Consider the following 13,938-nt stretch of genomic DNA (forward strand, 5'->3'; position numbering starts at 1 on the left):
CGCGTGCCTCGCGATGCACCTACCCCGTGCCGCACGCCCGACGCAGGGCGCTGCGGCTGACCCCGTGCCCGGCCAGCTCGGCCCACCTCGCGGCACCACCCAGATCGGTCAGCGCGGCCACCGGGTCCATGACTCCAGGGTTTCGTGGATGGCGTCGCCCTCGCTGAGGCTGTCCACAGGCCCGGCGTGTGCAGAGATCTACAGCCTTGTGCCGCTGCAGCGTCCCAGGAGCTCACCCACGTCACGGCCGTTGCACAAGGCTGTAGATCTCTGCAAGGAGCGGGTATGACGAGGTGGTTCGACCGGTCGCTGGACGCCGCCGGCATCCAGGACCCGTTCCTGCGTCACGCCTTCGAGCAGTGCCGCCTGGTCAACGCCGAGCACGGCAAGACCTACTACCTGTCGTCCCTGCTGCTCCCGGCCGACCGCCGCCCGCACGTGTTCGCGCTCTACGCGTTCAGCCGCACGGCCGACGAGTTCGTGGACGACCTGGAGGCGCCCGACCCCGAGGGGTTGCGCCGGTGGGGGGCAAAGGCCCTGCAGGACCTAGCCACGGGCACGTCCACCGACCCGGTCATCGCCGCGGCGGCGCACACGGTGGCCACCTTCGACCTGGACCTGACCCTGTTCGAGGACTTCCTCGCCGCCATGCGCCAGGACATCGACACGACGCGATACCAGACCTTCGAAGACCTTCGTGGCTACATGTGGGGCTCGGCCGCCGTGATCGGGCTGATGATGCTGCCCCTGCTCGGCCCCCTGCACGAGGACGCCCGCGAGCACGCCGTGGCGCTGGGCGAGGCGTTCCAGCTGGCGAACTTCATCCGCGACGTGGGCGAGGACCTGCAGCGCGGCCGGGTCTACCTGCCCCTGGACGACCTGGACCGATGCGGAGTCACCCCGGAGGACCTGGCCCGGGGCACCGTCACCCCGGCCATCCGCCGCCTGCTCCAACTGGAGATCGCCCGCACCCGGGAGATCTTCGCCTTCGCGGCTCGCGGCGTGCCCCTCGTGCGGCCCGAGAGCCGGCCCTGCCTGACCACCGCCGTCCGGCTCTACGGCGGCATCCTGGACGAGGTCGAGAAGGCGGACTACCAGGTGCTCACCCAGCGGGTCAGCGTGCCGAACCGACGCCGGGCCGCCGTCGCCCTACCCCAGCTGGTCCGAGCCGTCGGCGCCCGGCGCGACGACCGCCGTTGGCACCTCGCGGCGACCTGACCGCACCCGGTCGCGCTGCACCCCGCGACGACCCCAGAACACCCACCAGGACAGCGTCTGCAGGACCAGCGAGAAGCCGAATGCGAGGTCCTCCACCGGCGCGTACAGCACCCGCCAGTGACCGAACGCCACGGCTTCACCCGTGCCCAGGATCGCCGAGCCGGAGTAGGTGACCACGCCTCGGCCGGTGAGCCAGCCGTTGGTGAGCAGCTGGAAGAAGACGATGATCGCGTAGGACACCCAGAACGCCTTGCGCGCCAGCAGCCGGGTACGCAGCAGCGCGAGGTCGAGCAGCACTGCGAGCGGCACCGCGACGAGGCAGAGCTGGGTGTAGGTCATCGCTCGTCACCGACCGGCCACCCGCGCACCCGCCGGACCGCCTCCAGCGTCATCACCGCAGCGAGCGGCACGACGAGGAAGAAGGCGGCCTCCTCGAGCGGGAGCCCACCCGGCAGCCGGACGGCCAGCACCTGCGAGGGGTCGAACTGCCAGTGGTCCTGGGCGATGGCGTAGAGGTCCCAGGCCAGGAACAGGGGCGCCACGCACAGGACGGACAGGCCCAGCCGTCGCCAGCGCCGGTACACCCCGACCTTGAGGTAGAGCTCCAGGGGCAGCGTCCCCAGCAGGCAGAACGCGAGCATGCCCAGATAGCTCAGGTGGCGCACCGAAGGCTCAGATCGCCAGGGCCTGCGCCCGACGCCGGACCTCGGTCTTGTGCCCCGCGTGCAGGGCACCGATCGGGCTCCCACCGGTGATCGAGTCGTCCGGGGTGAACAGCCAACGCAGCGCGTCCTCACCCTCGTAGCCGGCGTCCGCCAGCACGGTGACGGTACCCGGCAGCTCGGGCAGCAGCCCCTCGGCGCCGAGCAGCCCCGCCGGTACGGACAGGATGTTGCGGTCCCCCCGCCGGACGGCGATGAGCTGGCCGTCGTGCACCATGCCGCGCACCTTCATGATGCCGATGTCGAGCCGCTCGGCGACGTCGGGCAGGGTCAGCCAGTCGCCCACGAGGGCGTCGAGTTCGGTCACGAGGCCAGCCTGCCACGACCGCGGCCACGGGAGTAACCGTCACCCGAAACGACGAATTACAGCGGTGTAACTCTTCTGCCGCAACGGATTTCGTGTACCTTCACATGAGTATCGCTTGTCACACCCGTCACTTGGGGCACGCTGGTCACCGGCCCGCCCCCGCCGCCGGCGATCGGCGCACGACGAGATCGAGGGGAACCCCATCCATGCCGGTCATCATCACCGCAGCGTTGGCCACCGCGCCGTTCCTGCTCAGCTCGGGCGCCGGGTCGTGGACGAGCTACACGGTCCAGCCTGGCGACACCCTCTGGGACATCGCCAGCAGGCACCACACCGACGTGCGCAGCCTCATCCGGGCCAACCACCTCAGCGCCGGCGGCCACATGATCCGGATCGGGACGAAGATCAAGGTCCCCGGGCACGCCCGCACCGCGGCGACCCGCCCCGCCGCCGCCCGGACCGCGACGTACCTCGTCCGCTCCGGTGACACGGTCAGCGACATCGCGCACCGGCTCAAGGTCTCCCCCGGCACCCTGCTGCGGCTCAACCACCTCGACGCCCGTGGGCGCATCTACGTCGGGCAGCACCTGAAGGTGCCGGCCAGTGCCCTGCGCGCCCAGACGAAGGCGAAGGCCGCCAGGGCCGCCGCACTGCGGTACACGACGTACCGGGTGCGCAGCGGGGACACCCTGAGCGCCGTCGCCGTGCGGTCCCGCACGTCACTGGCGACGGTGCTGAAGCTGAACCACCTGCACCTGAGCTCGGTGATCCACCCCGGGCAGGCGCTGCGGGTCCCCCGGCACGCCGCAGCCAGGACCAGCCACAACACGTTCGCCGGGCGCACCTACTCCAGCGCCGTCGTCCGCGCCGCCGACGCGAACCGGCACAAGCTGGCCAGCCGGGCCGTCCCGGGCAAGGAGGCCACCAAGCGCATGATCGTGCGCACCGCCAAGCGCTACGGCGTCAACCCGGCGCTGGCCCTGGCCGTGGCCTGGCAGGAGTCGGGCTGGAACCAGCGGCAGGTCTCGGTGGCCAACGCGATCGGCACCATGCAGGTCATCCCGTCGTCCGGTCGCTGGGCCGGCGAGCTGGTCGGGCGGCGCCTCAACCTGCTCAACACCCAGGACAACATCACCGCCGGCGTGGTGATCCTGCGGGCGCTGAACCACTCGGCGAAGACCCCGGACGCTGCGATCGCCGGGTACTACCAGGGGCTGGGCTCGGTCCAGAAGAACGGCATGTTCGCGGACACCAAGCGCTACGTAGCCAGCATCAAGGTGCTCGTGAAGCGGTTCGGCTGACGTGACGCGGGCCACCCAGGACGTCGGGCCGCGTGCTCGTGCCGTGCGTCGCCTCCCCGACGACGCGCCTCGGCGACCGTAGACTCCTGCGGGTGGACGTGTCGGTGGCCGATCCGCTCGTCGGGCAGCTGCTCGACGGGCGCTACGCCGTGCGCGCGCGCATCGCCAAGGGCGGGATGGCCACGGTCTACCTGGCCCTGGACGAGCGGCTCGACCGGGACGTCGCCGTCAAGGTGATGAGTCCCGCGCTGGTGGACGACGAGGACTTCGTCCGGCGGTTCACCCGCGAGGCGCGCTCCGCGGCCCGGCTGAACCACCACGGCATCGTGCAGGTCTTCGACCAGGGGATGCACGAGGGGGTGGCGTTCCTGGCGATGGAGTACGTCCCCGGCCGCACCCTGCGCGACCTCATGCGCGAGCAGGGCCCGATGTGCCCGGCCGACGCGCTGGACCTGCTGGAGCCCGTGCTCGAGGCCCTGGCCGCTGCGCACCGGGCCGGCATCGTGCACCGCGACGTCAAGCCGGAGAACGTGCTCATCGCCGACGACGGTCGGGTGAAGGTGGCCGACTTCGGCCTCGCCCGGGCCGTCGACGCCGGCACGGCGCACAGCCAGACGGGGCTGCTCCTCGGCACCGTCTCCTACCTCGCGCCCGAGCAGGTCGAGCGCGGTGTCGCGGACGCCCGCAGCGACGTGTACGCCGCGGGCGTCGTCCTGTTCGAGCTGCTCAGCGGGAGCAAGCCGTTCGCCGGTGACACGGCGGTGCAGGTCGCCCTGCAGCACGTGTCCAGCCGGGTGCCGGCGCCGTCCACCCGGGTGGCCCCGATCGACCCGGCGATCGACGAGCTCGTGCTGCTGGCCGCTGCCCGCAACCCCGACGACCGCCCGGCGGACGCCCGCGAGCTGCTGATGGTGCTGCGCGAGACCCGACGCCGGATGTCGCCGCAGGCGCTGGAGGCCGTCCCGGCCGCCCTCTCCGGCGCCTCGGCCGCCGACACCACCACCGCGCCCGTGCCCGCGACGCCACAACCGGCGGACGCCGGAGCCGCGCAGCAGGACCAGACCATGGCCCTGGCCGCCGTCCCGCTCGGGCCGGTGCAGGCGCCGCCACGCCGGCGCCACCGGGGACGCAACGCCCTGCTCGTCGTCCTGGTGCTGGCCGCGCTGCTCGGCGCCGGTGGCTGGTACGTGGGTGCCGGCCCCGGCGCGTACGTCGCGGTGCCCAAGGTCGTGGGGAGCACCCAGGCGCAAGCGACGCAGAGCCTGTCCCGGCATGGTCTGTCCGCCGACGTCACGCAGGGCTACAGCGAGCGCATCCCGGCCGGCACGGTCATCTCGGCCGACCCCGGTGAGGGCGAGAAGGTGCGCAAGAACGGCAGCGTCGCCCTGGTGGTCTCACGCGGGCCGGAGCGGCACGCGGTCCCGACCCTGGCCGGGCTGAGCGAGGACGCCGCCCGCAAGGCGATCACCGACAACGACTTGCGGGTCGGCAAGGTGACCCGGGCGTTCAACGACGACGTACCCGAGGGTTCCGTGGTCTCGGCGTCGGTCAAGGCCGGGACGCAGGTGCGGGCCGGGACGACGGTCGACCTCGTCATCAGCCAGGGACCCGAGCCGGTGGCCGTGGCCAGCTGGGTCGGCAAGCCGGCTGACCAGGCCGCCGCCGCGCTCGGCAAGTCCGGCCTGAAGGTCAAGACGTCGCAGGCGTTCAGCAACACCGTCGCCGAGGGCCTGGTGATCAGCCAGAAGCCGGGCGCAGGCACGGCGTTCAAGGGCGACACGATCACCCTGGTCGTGTCCAAGGGACCCCAGCTGGTGCTGGTCCCGAAGGTCGTCGGCAGCCAGGTCGAGGACGCCGTGCGTGAGCTGAAGGGCGCCGGCTTCAAGGTCGAGGTGCACAACATCCTCGGCGGCTTCTTCGGCACCGTCCGGTCGCAGGACCCCGGTGCGGGCGAGAAGGCACCGAAGGGCTCCACCATCAGCTTGACCGTGGTGTGAGCGAAGGACTCGTCCTCCCCCAGCCCGGCACCCGGCGTTCGACCGGCCTGGCGGCCCTGGTGCTGGTCGCGGTCACCGCGGTGTGGGGCAGCACGTTCGTCCTGATCAAGGACGTCGTCACGACCATCCCGGTGCCGGACTTCCTGGCGCTGCGGTTCCTCATCGCCGCTGCCGTGATGGTGCCGGTCTTCTGGCGTCCCCTGCGCCGGCTGAGCCGCGACCTCGTGCTGCGCGGTCTCGCCCTCGGCGCCGTCTACGGTGTCGCGCAGGTGTTCCAGACCTTCGGCCTGGCGCACACGTCGGCTGCGGTCAGCGGCTTCGTCACCGGCATGTACGTCGTCCTGACCCCGGTCATCGGCGTCGTCCTGCTCGGCCAGCGTGCCCCCGCCAGCACCTGGTTCGCGGTGGGTCTGTCCACCGCCGGGCTCGGGGTGCTGGCGCTGAACGGGTTCGCGGTGGGCACCGGTGAGCTGCTGGTGCTGGTCTCGGCGTTCCTGTACGCGCTGCACATCGTGGCCCTGGGGTTGTGGTCCGGAGCGCAGGACGCGCTGGGGCTCGCCACGATCCAGATGGTTGCGATCGCCGTCCTGTGCACCGTGGCCGCGCTGCCGCACGGCATCACGCTGCCCTCCACCGGCGCGGCGTGGGCGGCCGTGCTCTACACGGCCGTGGTGGCCGGCGCGCTGACGCTGATCGGGCAGACCTGGGCCCAGGCCCACCTCCCGGCGACCCGGGCGGCCGTGATCATGACGCTGGAGCCGGTTTTCGCCGCGCTGTTCGCGGTGCTGATCGGCGGTGAGCAGCTGACCCCGCGGATGCTGTGCGGCGGCCTGCTGGTGCTCGCCGCGATGTACGTCGTCGAGCTCACTCCTGGTAGGACCAGCGCTCCTCGCGCCACGCGTCGCCGGTCGCGTGGTAGCCGCGCTGCTCCCAGAAGCCCCGACCAGGCTCGCTGAGGTACTCGATCCCGCGCACCCACTTGGCCCCCTTGTAGGCGTACAGGTGCGGCACGACGAGCCGGACCGGCCAGCCGTGCTCGCGGGTCAACGGCTCGCCGTCGTGGTGGGTGGCCAGCACGGTGCGCGGCGACGCCAGGTCGGACAGCCGCAGGTTGGCCGAGTAGCCGTACTCGGCCCAGACCATGGCGAACTCCGCCCCGGACGCCGGCGGGAACAGGTCGAGCACGTACCGGGTCGACACCCCCGTCCACGTGTTGCTCGGGACGGTCCACCGGGTAACGCAGTGCAGGTCACCGCGCACGCTCACCCGCGGCAGCGCGTCGAACGCCGCCCGGTCCAGCTCGTGGTCCTGGCCGTCCTGGGTGGCGCCGGTCACCGTGAAGTTCCAGCGCTGGGCCCGGTCCGCCGGCACCGGCCCGTAGTGCAGCTCCGGCCACCCGTTCGCCAGCCGCTGCCCCGGAGGGAGCGCGTGGTGACCGCCGTCGCTCACGCCAGCCTCATCCGGCGAGCGCACCCGCGAGGACCTGGGCCGCCCGGTCGGCGCCGTCGTCGTCCACCTCGAGGTGCGTGACCAGCCGGACCAGGGTGGGACCGAACGCGGACACCCGCACCCCTTGGGCCGCAGCGGCCTCGACCACCTGCCGGGACGTGCGCCCCGTGCCGGCCAGGTCCAGGACCACGATGTTCGTCCGGACGTCGTCCACGTCCACCGCGGTCGGGACGGCGCCCGCGCAGGCCCGGGCGATCACGGCGGCGTGCGCGTGGTCGTCGGCGAGCCGCTCGACGTGGTGGTCCAGGGCGTAGAGGCCCGCCGCCGCCAGGACGCCCACCTGGCGCATCCCGGCCCCGTACCGCTTGCGCCACACCCGGGCCTGGGCGACGAGCTCGGCGTCGCCCACGAGCACCGAGCCGACCGGCGCCCCCAGGCCCTTGCTGAGGCAGACCGAGACGGTGTCGAACAACCGGCCCCAGTCCGCCAGCGACTCCCCCGTGGCGACGTGCGCGTTCCACAGCCGGGCGCCGTCCAGGTGCAGCCGCACGCCGGTGCCCTCGACGCCCCGGCGCAGCACCCGCGCCTGCTCCAGCGGCTGCACGGTGCCGCCACCCAGGTTGTGGGTGTTCTCGACCGCGATCGCGGCGGTGGACACGAAGTACGGCCCGGCGTCCGGCTGCATCATCGCCAGCGGCACCGCGGCGTCCAGCCGGCCGCGTTCGGACGCCCAGGTGCGCGTGGTGATGCCGCTGAAGACCGCGGCCGCGCCGAGCTCGGCGCGGGCCACGTGCGCGGTGACGTCGCAGAGCAGCTCCTGGCCCGGGGGCACGAGCATCCGCAGGCCGAGCTGGTTGGCCAGCGAGCCGGTCGGGGTGAACAGCCCGGCCTCGTGCCCGAGCAGCTCGGCGATCCGCCGCTCGAGCCGGTCGACCGTCGGGTCCTCGCCGTAGACGTCGTCACCCACCTCGGCCTCGGCCATCGCCGCGCGCATCGCCGGCACCGGCCGGGTCACGGTGTCGCTGCGCAGGTCCACGAGCGGCGCGCCGGAACCGCTCATCCGCGGGCCGCCATCAGCGCGCGGCCAGCATCTCGGCGACGAGGAACGCGACCTCGAGGCTCTGCTGGTGGTTGAGCCGCGGGTCGCAGACCGACTCGTAACGCGTGGCCAGCGCCTTCTCGTCGATCTGCTCGAAGCCGCCCAGGCACTCGGTCACGTCAGAGCCGGTGAGCTCCAGGTGCACCCCGCCCGGCACGGTGCCGAGCGCCTTGTGCACCTCGAAGAAGCCCCGGATCTCGTCGATGATGTCGTCGAACTGGCGGGTCTTGTAGCCCGTCGGCGACTCGAACCCGTTTCCGTGCATGGGGTCGCTGATCCAGAGCACCTGACCCTCGGCCTCGGCCACCGCCTCGACCAGGCGGGGCAGGGCGTCGCGGATCTTGCCCGCGCCCATCCGGCTGATGAAGGTGAGTCGGCCCGGCTCGCGGTCGGGGTCCAGCTTGTCGATCAGCTCCAGGACGTCGTCCGGCGACGTCGTCGGGCCGAGCTTGACGCCGATGGGGTTGCGGACGCGCGAGAGCAGGTCGACGTGCGCGCCGTCGAGCTGGCGGGTGCGCTCGCCGATCCACACGAAGTGGCCGGAGACGTCGTACGGGTCGCCGGTGCGCGAGTCGATGCGGGTCAGGGCGCGCTCGTACTCGAGCAGCAGCGCCTCGTGGCTGGCGTAGAACGCGACGGTGCGCAGGGCGTCGAAGTCGGCGCCGCAGGCCGCCATGAACTTCATGGCCTTGTCGATGTCGCGGGCCATGTTCTCGTAGCGGGCCTTGGCCGTGTTGCCGACGAAGCCGCGGTTCCACTCGTGCACCTGGCGCAGGTCGGCGAAGCCGCCCATGGTGAACGCGCGGATCAGGTTCAGCGTGGCGCTGCTCGCGTGGTACGCCTGCACCAGCCGGGCCGGGTCGTGCTTGCGGGCCTGGGGGGTGAACGCGTAGTCGTTGACGGCGTCGCCCCGGTAGGCGGGCAGCGTGACCCCACCGCGGGTCTCGTCGTCGCTGCTGCGCGGCTTGGCGAACTGGCCGGCCATCCGCCCCAGCTTGATCACCGGCAGGCTGGCACCGTAGGTGAGCACCACCGCCATCTGCAGGATCGTCTTGATCCGGTCCTTGATGTCGTCGGCGTTGGTGCCGGTGAAGGTCTCGGCGCAGTCCCCGCCCTGCAGGACGAAGGCCTCACCCCGCGCCGCGGCCGCCAGTCGCTCGCGCAGGACGTCGCACTCGCCCGCGAACACCAGCGGCGGGCTCGCCCTGAGCGTGCTCACGGCGCGCTCGACCGCGACCGGGTCGTCCCAGTTCGGCTGCTGCGCGGCCGGCAGCTCCCGCCAGGCGTCCAGGCCGTCGAGCACCAGGCGGGCGCGCTCGTCCGCCGGCGTGGTAGGCGCCGGGGTCGTCGGGTCCGTCGTCGGCACCGTGGTCGGCTCCGTGGGCAGGCTGTCGAGACTCACGACCTCAGGGTAGGTCCCCGGACCGCGCCCCCTGCGCGCGGTCCGGATACTGAACGGTCAGTCTCCCGTGCTGAACGCTGCGTCGAAGGAGGCGGCCGGCGGGTCGAAGGCCAGCCGGCGCACGAGCTCGAGCGCCTCAGGTGCTCCGACCAGCCGGTCCATCCCCGCGTCCTCCCACTCCACCGAGATCGGCCCGTCGTAGCCGATCGTGTTCAGCATCCGGAAGCACGCCTCCCACGGGACGTCGCCGTGCCCGGTGGACACGAAGTCCCAGCCACGGCGCGGGTCGGCCCACGCCAGGTGCGAGCCCATCCGACCGTTGCGGCCGTTACCGACCTGGCGCTTCGCGTCCTTGCAGTCCACGTGGTAGATCCGGTCCCGGAAGTCCCACAGGAAGCCCACCGGGTCCAGGTCCTGCCAGACGAAGTGGCTGGGGTCCCAGTTCAGCCCGAACGCCGGGCGGTGCCCGATCGCCTCCATCGTCGCGACCGTCGTCCAGTAGTCGTAGGCGATCTCGGACGGGTGCACCTCGTGCGCGAAGCGCACCCCGACCTCGTCGAAGACGTCCAGGATGGGGTTCCAGCGGTCGGCGAAGTCCGCGTACCCGGCGTCCACCATCGACTGCGGGACCGGCGGAAACATCGCCACGGTCTTCCAGATGCTCGAGCCGGTGAACCCGACGACCGTGTCGACACCGAGCGCCCGGGCCGCGTGCGCCGTCGCCTGCATCTCCTGCGCCGCCCGCTGACGGACCCCCTCTGGGTCGCCGTCGCCCCAGACCCGCGGCGACAGGATGCCGCGGTGCCGCTCGTCGATCGGGTCGTCGCAGACCGCCTGGCCCGACAGGTGGTTGGAGATCGCAAAGACCTTCAGGCCGTTGCGCTCCAGGATGTCGTGCCGGCTGCGCACGTAGGCGTCGTCCTCGGCGGCCCGGACGACGTCGAGGTGGTCGCCCCAGCAGGCCACCTCGAGCCCGTCGTAGCCCCACTCGCCGGCCAGCCGGGCGACCTCCTCGAACGGCAGGTCGGCCCACTGGCCGGTGAACAGCGTGATCGGTCGTGCCATGTCGCTCCCTCTCGGATCAGCTCAGACGTGCTGCCAGGCACCGGACCCGGCGGAGGCCTCGACGGCGGCGAGCACCCGCTGCACCTGAAGACCGTCGGCGAACGAGGGCGCCGGCTCCCGCCCGCCCGCCAGGTCGTTCATCAGGTCGACCACCTGGTGGGTGAAGGCGTGCTCGTAGCCCAGCCCGTGACCCGCCGGCCACCAGCCGCCGACGTACGGGTGCTGCGGCTCGGTGACCAGGATGCGCCGGAAACCCGCCGTCTCAGCATCCAGCGTGGCGTCGTGGAAGGACAGCTCGTTCATCGACTCGAAGTCGAACGCGAGGCTCCCGTCGCTGCCGTTGACCTCGATCCGGATCGCGTTCTTGCGCCCGTTGGCGAAGCGAGTGGCCTCGAAGACGCCGAGCGCCCCGGGGTGCGCCGTACCCGCGAACCGGGCCAGGAACACCGCCGCGTCGTCCACGGTGACCGCACCCATCTCGTCGCCGCCGCGCCCGCCGAGGCCGGCCGACTCGATCGGCAGCGGCCGCTCGGTGACGAACGTCTCCGTCGCCGCCGTGACCGAGCCGACCGTCAGCCCCGTGATGTGCTGCACCAGGTCGACGATGTGCGCCCCGATGTCGCCCAGCGCACCGGATCCGGCGCGCTCGCGCTGCAGCCGCCAGGTCAATGGCGAGGCCGGGTCCGCGAGCCAGTCCTGCAGGTACTGCGCCCGAACGTGCCGGATCGTGCCGAGCCGGCCCTGCTGCACCAGCCGGCGGGCCAGCGCGATGGCCGGCACCCGGCGGTAGGTGAACCCCACCATCGACCGGACGCCCTGCGCCGCAGCGCTTTCGGCGGCTGCGACCATGGCCTCGGCCTCGGCGACCGAATTGGCGAGCGGCTTCTCGCAGAGCACGTGCTTCCCGGCCTCGAGCGCCGCGATCGAGATCTCGGCGTGCGTGTCGCCGGGCGTGCAGACGTCGACGAGCTGGACGTCGTCGCGGACCAGCAGCTCCTTCCAGTCCCCGACGACGTCGCCCCAGCCGAACCTTCGGGCGACCGCCCCGGCCGCCGCCGTGTCGCGACCGGACAGCACATTCATCGCAGGCAGCAGCGGGAGGTCGAAGAACGCTCCCGCGTTGCGCCACGCCTGCGAGTGCGCCGCACCCATGAAGGAGTAGCCGACCATCCCGACGCCGAGGGGCCCCTCCCCCGACGGGGTCACGACTCGAAGCCCAGCGGCAGGTAGGTGTCGACGTTTGCCTTGGTGATGGTGGCCGAGCTGAGGGTGATGGACGACGGGACCTCCTTCTCGACCAGGTCCGACATCCCCTTCGCCTGGGCCACGAGGCGGGCCAGCGAGATGGCGCTGGACGCCATCGACGGGCTGTACGTGACGGTCGCCTTCAGCACCGTGTTGTCGGCCTTGATGTCCCGCATGGCGTTGGCCGAGCCGGCGCCGCCGACCATGAAGAACTCGTCCCGCCCGGCCTGCTTGATGGCCGCCAGCACGCCGATGCCCTGGTCGTCGTCGTGGTTCCACAGCGCGTCCAACTTGGGAGCCGCCTGCAGCAGGTTCGCCGCGACCCGCTGGCCGCCGGCCGCCGTGAAGTCCGCCGCCTGGCGCGGCCCGACCGAGAAGCCGAACGTCTTGAGGGCGTCCTTGAAGCCCTGGCTGCGCTGCTGGGTCAGTGGCAGGCTGTCGATGCCCGCGATCTCGCCGATGATCGGGCTGGCCACGCCCTTGGCCTTCAACGTGGCACCGACGTAGTTGCCCGCGCTGACGCCCATGCCGTAGTTGTCGCCGCCGATCCAGGTCCGGTACGCCAGCGGCGTGTCGAAGATCCGGTCCAGGTTGATCACCGGGATGCCGGCTGCGGTGGCCTTGAGGGCCGTCGCGGTGAGCTGCTTGCCGTCGTTGGGCAGCATCACGATGACGCTGACCTTCTTGTTGATCAGCGTCTCGACCGCGGCGATCTGCTGGGCGATGTCGTTCGTCGGGTTGACCGGCTCGAACGTGACGTCCTCGTACTGGGCGGCCTGAGCCTTGGCGTTGTTGGCGATGGCCGCGATCCAGCCGTGGTCCGCTGCGGGGGCGGAGAAGCCGATGGTGACCTGCTTGCCCTTCGCCGCGTTGTCACCGGCGGCCACGGCGACGTTCGCCGTGCTGGCAGCGTCGTCCTTGGAGTTGCTCGTGCAGGCGGCCAGCGCGGCCACGGACAGGGCGCCACCGCCCAGGAGGAAGCCACGGCGTCCGAGGGAGGACGGCGAGAGCTGCGGTTCGGTCATGACACGCTCCTTGTTCGAGAGGGGCTGTGCGGGAGGTTCTGTGTAGATGGTGCTGTGCGGAAGGCTTGCGCGAGAACAGGTGTGACGGGGTAGGGCCGCGGCGCGGGTGCGCCGGACCGGTGCGGTGGTGGGGTCTGGGCTAGGTGACGGACGACGTCCGTTGGGCGCGGGACTGGAAGAGCACCGCCGCGACGATGATCACGCCCTTGGCGATGTTCTGGACCTCGGTGGCCAGGTTGTTGAGGACGAACAGGTTCGTGATGGTGGTGAAGACCAGCACGCCGAGGATGGAGCCGACGAGCGTGCCGCGCCCGCCGGTGAGCAGGGTGCCGCCGATGATGACCGCGGCGATCGCGTCGAGCTCGTAGAGCGTGCCGTGGGTGCTCGAGCCGGTGGTGGTGAGCGAGGCGATCATGATGGCCGCGATCCCGGCGCACAGGCCGGAGACGACGTACAGCGCCGCGGTGTGCCGCTGCACGTTGACCCCGGCCAGCCGGGCGGCCTCGGCGTTGCCGCCGATGGCGAAGGTGCGCCGGCCGAACGTCGTGCGGTTGAGCACGATCCAGCCGACCACGACGACCGCGGCGAAGATGTAGACGAGGACCGGCACGCCGAACCAGCGCCTCGTCGCGATGTCGTTGATGGCCTGCTGGGTGACGATCTGGCTCTGCTTGCGGGAGATGCGTTCGGCCAGGCCCTGCGCGGTGATCAGCATGGCCAGCGTGGCGATGAACGGCACCACCCGTCCGTAGGCGATGAGCACGCCGTTGACCAGCCCGCAGCCCATGCCGACCAGGACGGCGCAGAGCACCATGACCCACGGGCCGTAGGACTGCGTCTGCGCGGTGGTCGCCCACACCGATGCCAGGGCCATCACCTTGCCGACGGACAGGTCGATGCCGCCGCCGATGATGACGAACGTCGCGCCGACCGTGATGACGCCGATCACGGAGGACGACGTCAGGATGGTCAGCACGTTGGACCGGGTGGCGAACGTGTCCGCGGTGGCCACCCCGATGATGCACAGGATCACGAGCACACCGACCAGGCCGAGGTTGCGCCCGACGCTGCTGTCCATCAACCGGGACCACCGGGACGCCGGCTGCCC

At 71.8% G+C, this 13,938-nt stretch carries 14 protein-coding genes; 4 read left to right on the forward strand and 10 right to left on the reverse strand.

What is annotated here, in order from left to right:
- Positions 1-285 precede the first annotated feature (285 nt).
- Positions 286-1,218, forward strand: a complete 933-nt coding sequence (locus ABEB17_RS13305; protein WP_345717166.1) for a phytoene/squalene synthase family protein — start codon at positions 286-288, stop codon at positions 1,216-1,218.
- On the opposite strand, the gene ABEB17_RS13310 is transcribed toward ABEB17_RS13305, so the two are convergent.
- From ABEB17_RS13310 to ABEB17_RS13320, 3 genes are read right to left on the reverse strand one after another with little or no spacing between them, the layout of a single operon-like run.
- Entirely contained in the window at positions 1,150-1,557 is a 408-nt protein-coding gene (locus ABEB17_RS13310) for a lycopene cyclase domain-containing protein (RefSeq protein WP_345717167.1), read from the reverse strand. The genes ABEB17_RS13305 and ABEB17_RS13310 overlap by 69 nt on opposite strands.
- Positions 1,554-1,883 carry a lycopene cyclase domain-containing protein gene (locus tag ABEB17_RS13315; protein WP_345717168.1) on the reverse strand — a complete coding sequence of 110 codons (330 nt, stop codon included), beginning with the start codon at positions 1,881-1,883 and terminating at the stop codon, positions 1,554-1,556. The genes ABEB17_RS13310 and ABEB17_RS13315 overlap by 4 nt, the downstream gene beginning before the upstream one ends.
- A 7-nt stretch (positions 1,884-1,890) precedes the next feature.
- The gene (locus ABEB17_RS13320; protein WP_345717169.1) at positions 1,891-2,247 is read right to left on the reverse strand and encodes an Rv2175c family DNA-binding protein; all 357 of its coding nucleotides are present in this window, start codon (positions 2,245-2,247) and stop codon (positions 1,891-1,893) included.
- Between the two features lie 206 nt (positions 2,248-2,453).
- On the opposite strand from ABEB17_RS13320, the gene ABEB17_RS13325 reads away from it, so the two are divergent.
- The 3 genes from ABEB17_RS13325 to ABEB17_RS13335 all read left to right on the forward strand — a co-directional run bounded on the left by ABEB17_RS13325 (position 2,454) and on the right by ABEB17_RS13335 (position 6,501).
- Positions 2,454-3,548, forward strand: coding sequence for a LysM peptidoglycan-binding domain-containing protein (locus ABEB17_RS13325; RefSeq protein ID WP_345717170.1), 1,095 nt, complete (start codon positions 2,454-2,456; stop codon positions 3,546-3,548).
- A gap of 92 nt (positions 3,549-3,640) precedes the next feature.
- The gene (pknB, locus tag ABEB17_RS13330) at positions 3,641-5,545 is read left to right on the forward strand and encodes a Stk1 family PASTA domain-containing Ser/Thr kinase (RefSeq protein ID WP_345717171.1); all 1,905 of its coding nucleotides are present in this window, start codon (positions 3,641-3,643) and stop codon (positions 5,543-5,545) included.
- On the forward strand, positions 5,542-6,501 hold the full coding sequence (locus tag ABEB17_RS13335) for a DMT family transporter (protein WP_345717172.1): 960 nt from the start codon (positions 5,542-5,544) through the stop codon (positions 6,499-6,501). Before pknB ends, ABEB17_RS13335 begins: the two co-directional genes overlap by 4 nt.
- Here the strand turns inward: ABEB17_RS13335 and ABEB17_RS13340 are convergent.
- The 7 genes from ABEB17_RS13340 to ABEB17_RS13370 form a co-directional block, all read right to left on the reverse strand.
- Complete coding sequence (locus tag ABEB17_RS13340; RefSeq protein ID WP_345717173.1) at positions 6,410-6,994, reverse strand: molybdopterin-dependent oxidoreductase; 585 nt, start codon at positions 6,992-6,994, stop codon at positions 6,410-6,412. The two genes, ABEB17_RS13335 and ABEB17_RS13340, sit on opposite strands and share 92 nt — an antisense overlap.
- Positions 6,995-7,001: 7 nt before the next feature.
- Positions 7,002-8,054 (reverse strand): threonine aldolase family protein, encoded by a 1,053-nt coding sequence (locus ABEB17_RS13345; protein ID WP_345717174.1) that lies wholly within the window; start codon positions 8,052-8,054, stop codon positions 7,002-7,004.
- A gap of 13 nt (positions 8,055-8,067) precedes the next feature.
- The gene (locus tag ABEB17_RS13350; protein WP_345717359.1) at positions 8,068-9,396 is read right to left on the reverse strand and encodes a class II 3-deoxy-7-phosphoheptulonate synthase; all 1,329 of its coding nucleotides are present in this window, start codon (positions 9,394-9,396) and stop codon (positions 8,068-8,070) included.
- 156 nt (positions 9,397-9,552) lie between these two features.
- Positions 9,553-10,560: a sugar phosphate isomerase/epimerase family protein gene (locus ABEB17_RS13355; protein WP_345717175.1), complete on the reverse strand. Its 1,008-nt coding sequence runs from the start codon at positions 10,558-10,560 to the stop codon at positions 9,553-9,555.
- Between the two features lie 21 nt (positions 10,561-10,581).
- Complete coding sequence (locus tag ABEB17_RS13360) at positions 10,582-11,730, reverse strand: Gfo/Idh/MocA family protein (protein WP_345717360.1); 1,149 nt, start codon at positions 11,728-11,730, stop codon at positions 10,582-10,584.
- Between the two features lie 32 nt (positions 11,731-11,762).
- Positions 11,763-12,830, reverse strand: coding sequence for a substrate-binding domain-containing protein (locus tag ABEB17_RS13365; RefSeq protein ID WP_345717176.1), 1,068 nt, complete (start codon positions 12,828-12,830; stop codon positions 11,763-11,765).
- Positions 12,831-12,969: 139 nt separating this feature from the next.
- The gene (locus ABEB17_RS13370) at positions 12,970-13,908 is read right to left on the reverse strand and encodes an ABC transporter permease (protein ID WP_345717361.1); all 939 of its coding nucleotides are present in this window, start codon (positions 13,906-13,908) and stop codon (positions 12,970-12,972) included.
- Positions 13,909-13,938 lie beyond the last annotated feature (30 nt).

Origin of the sequence: Angustibacter luteus, from assembly GCF_039541115.1 — a bacterium.
GTDB classification, from domain to species: Bacteria; Actinomycetota; Actinomycetes; order Actinomycetales; family Angustibacteraceae; genus Angustibacter; species Angustibacter luteus.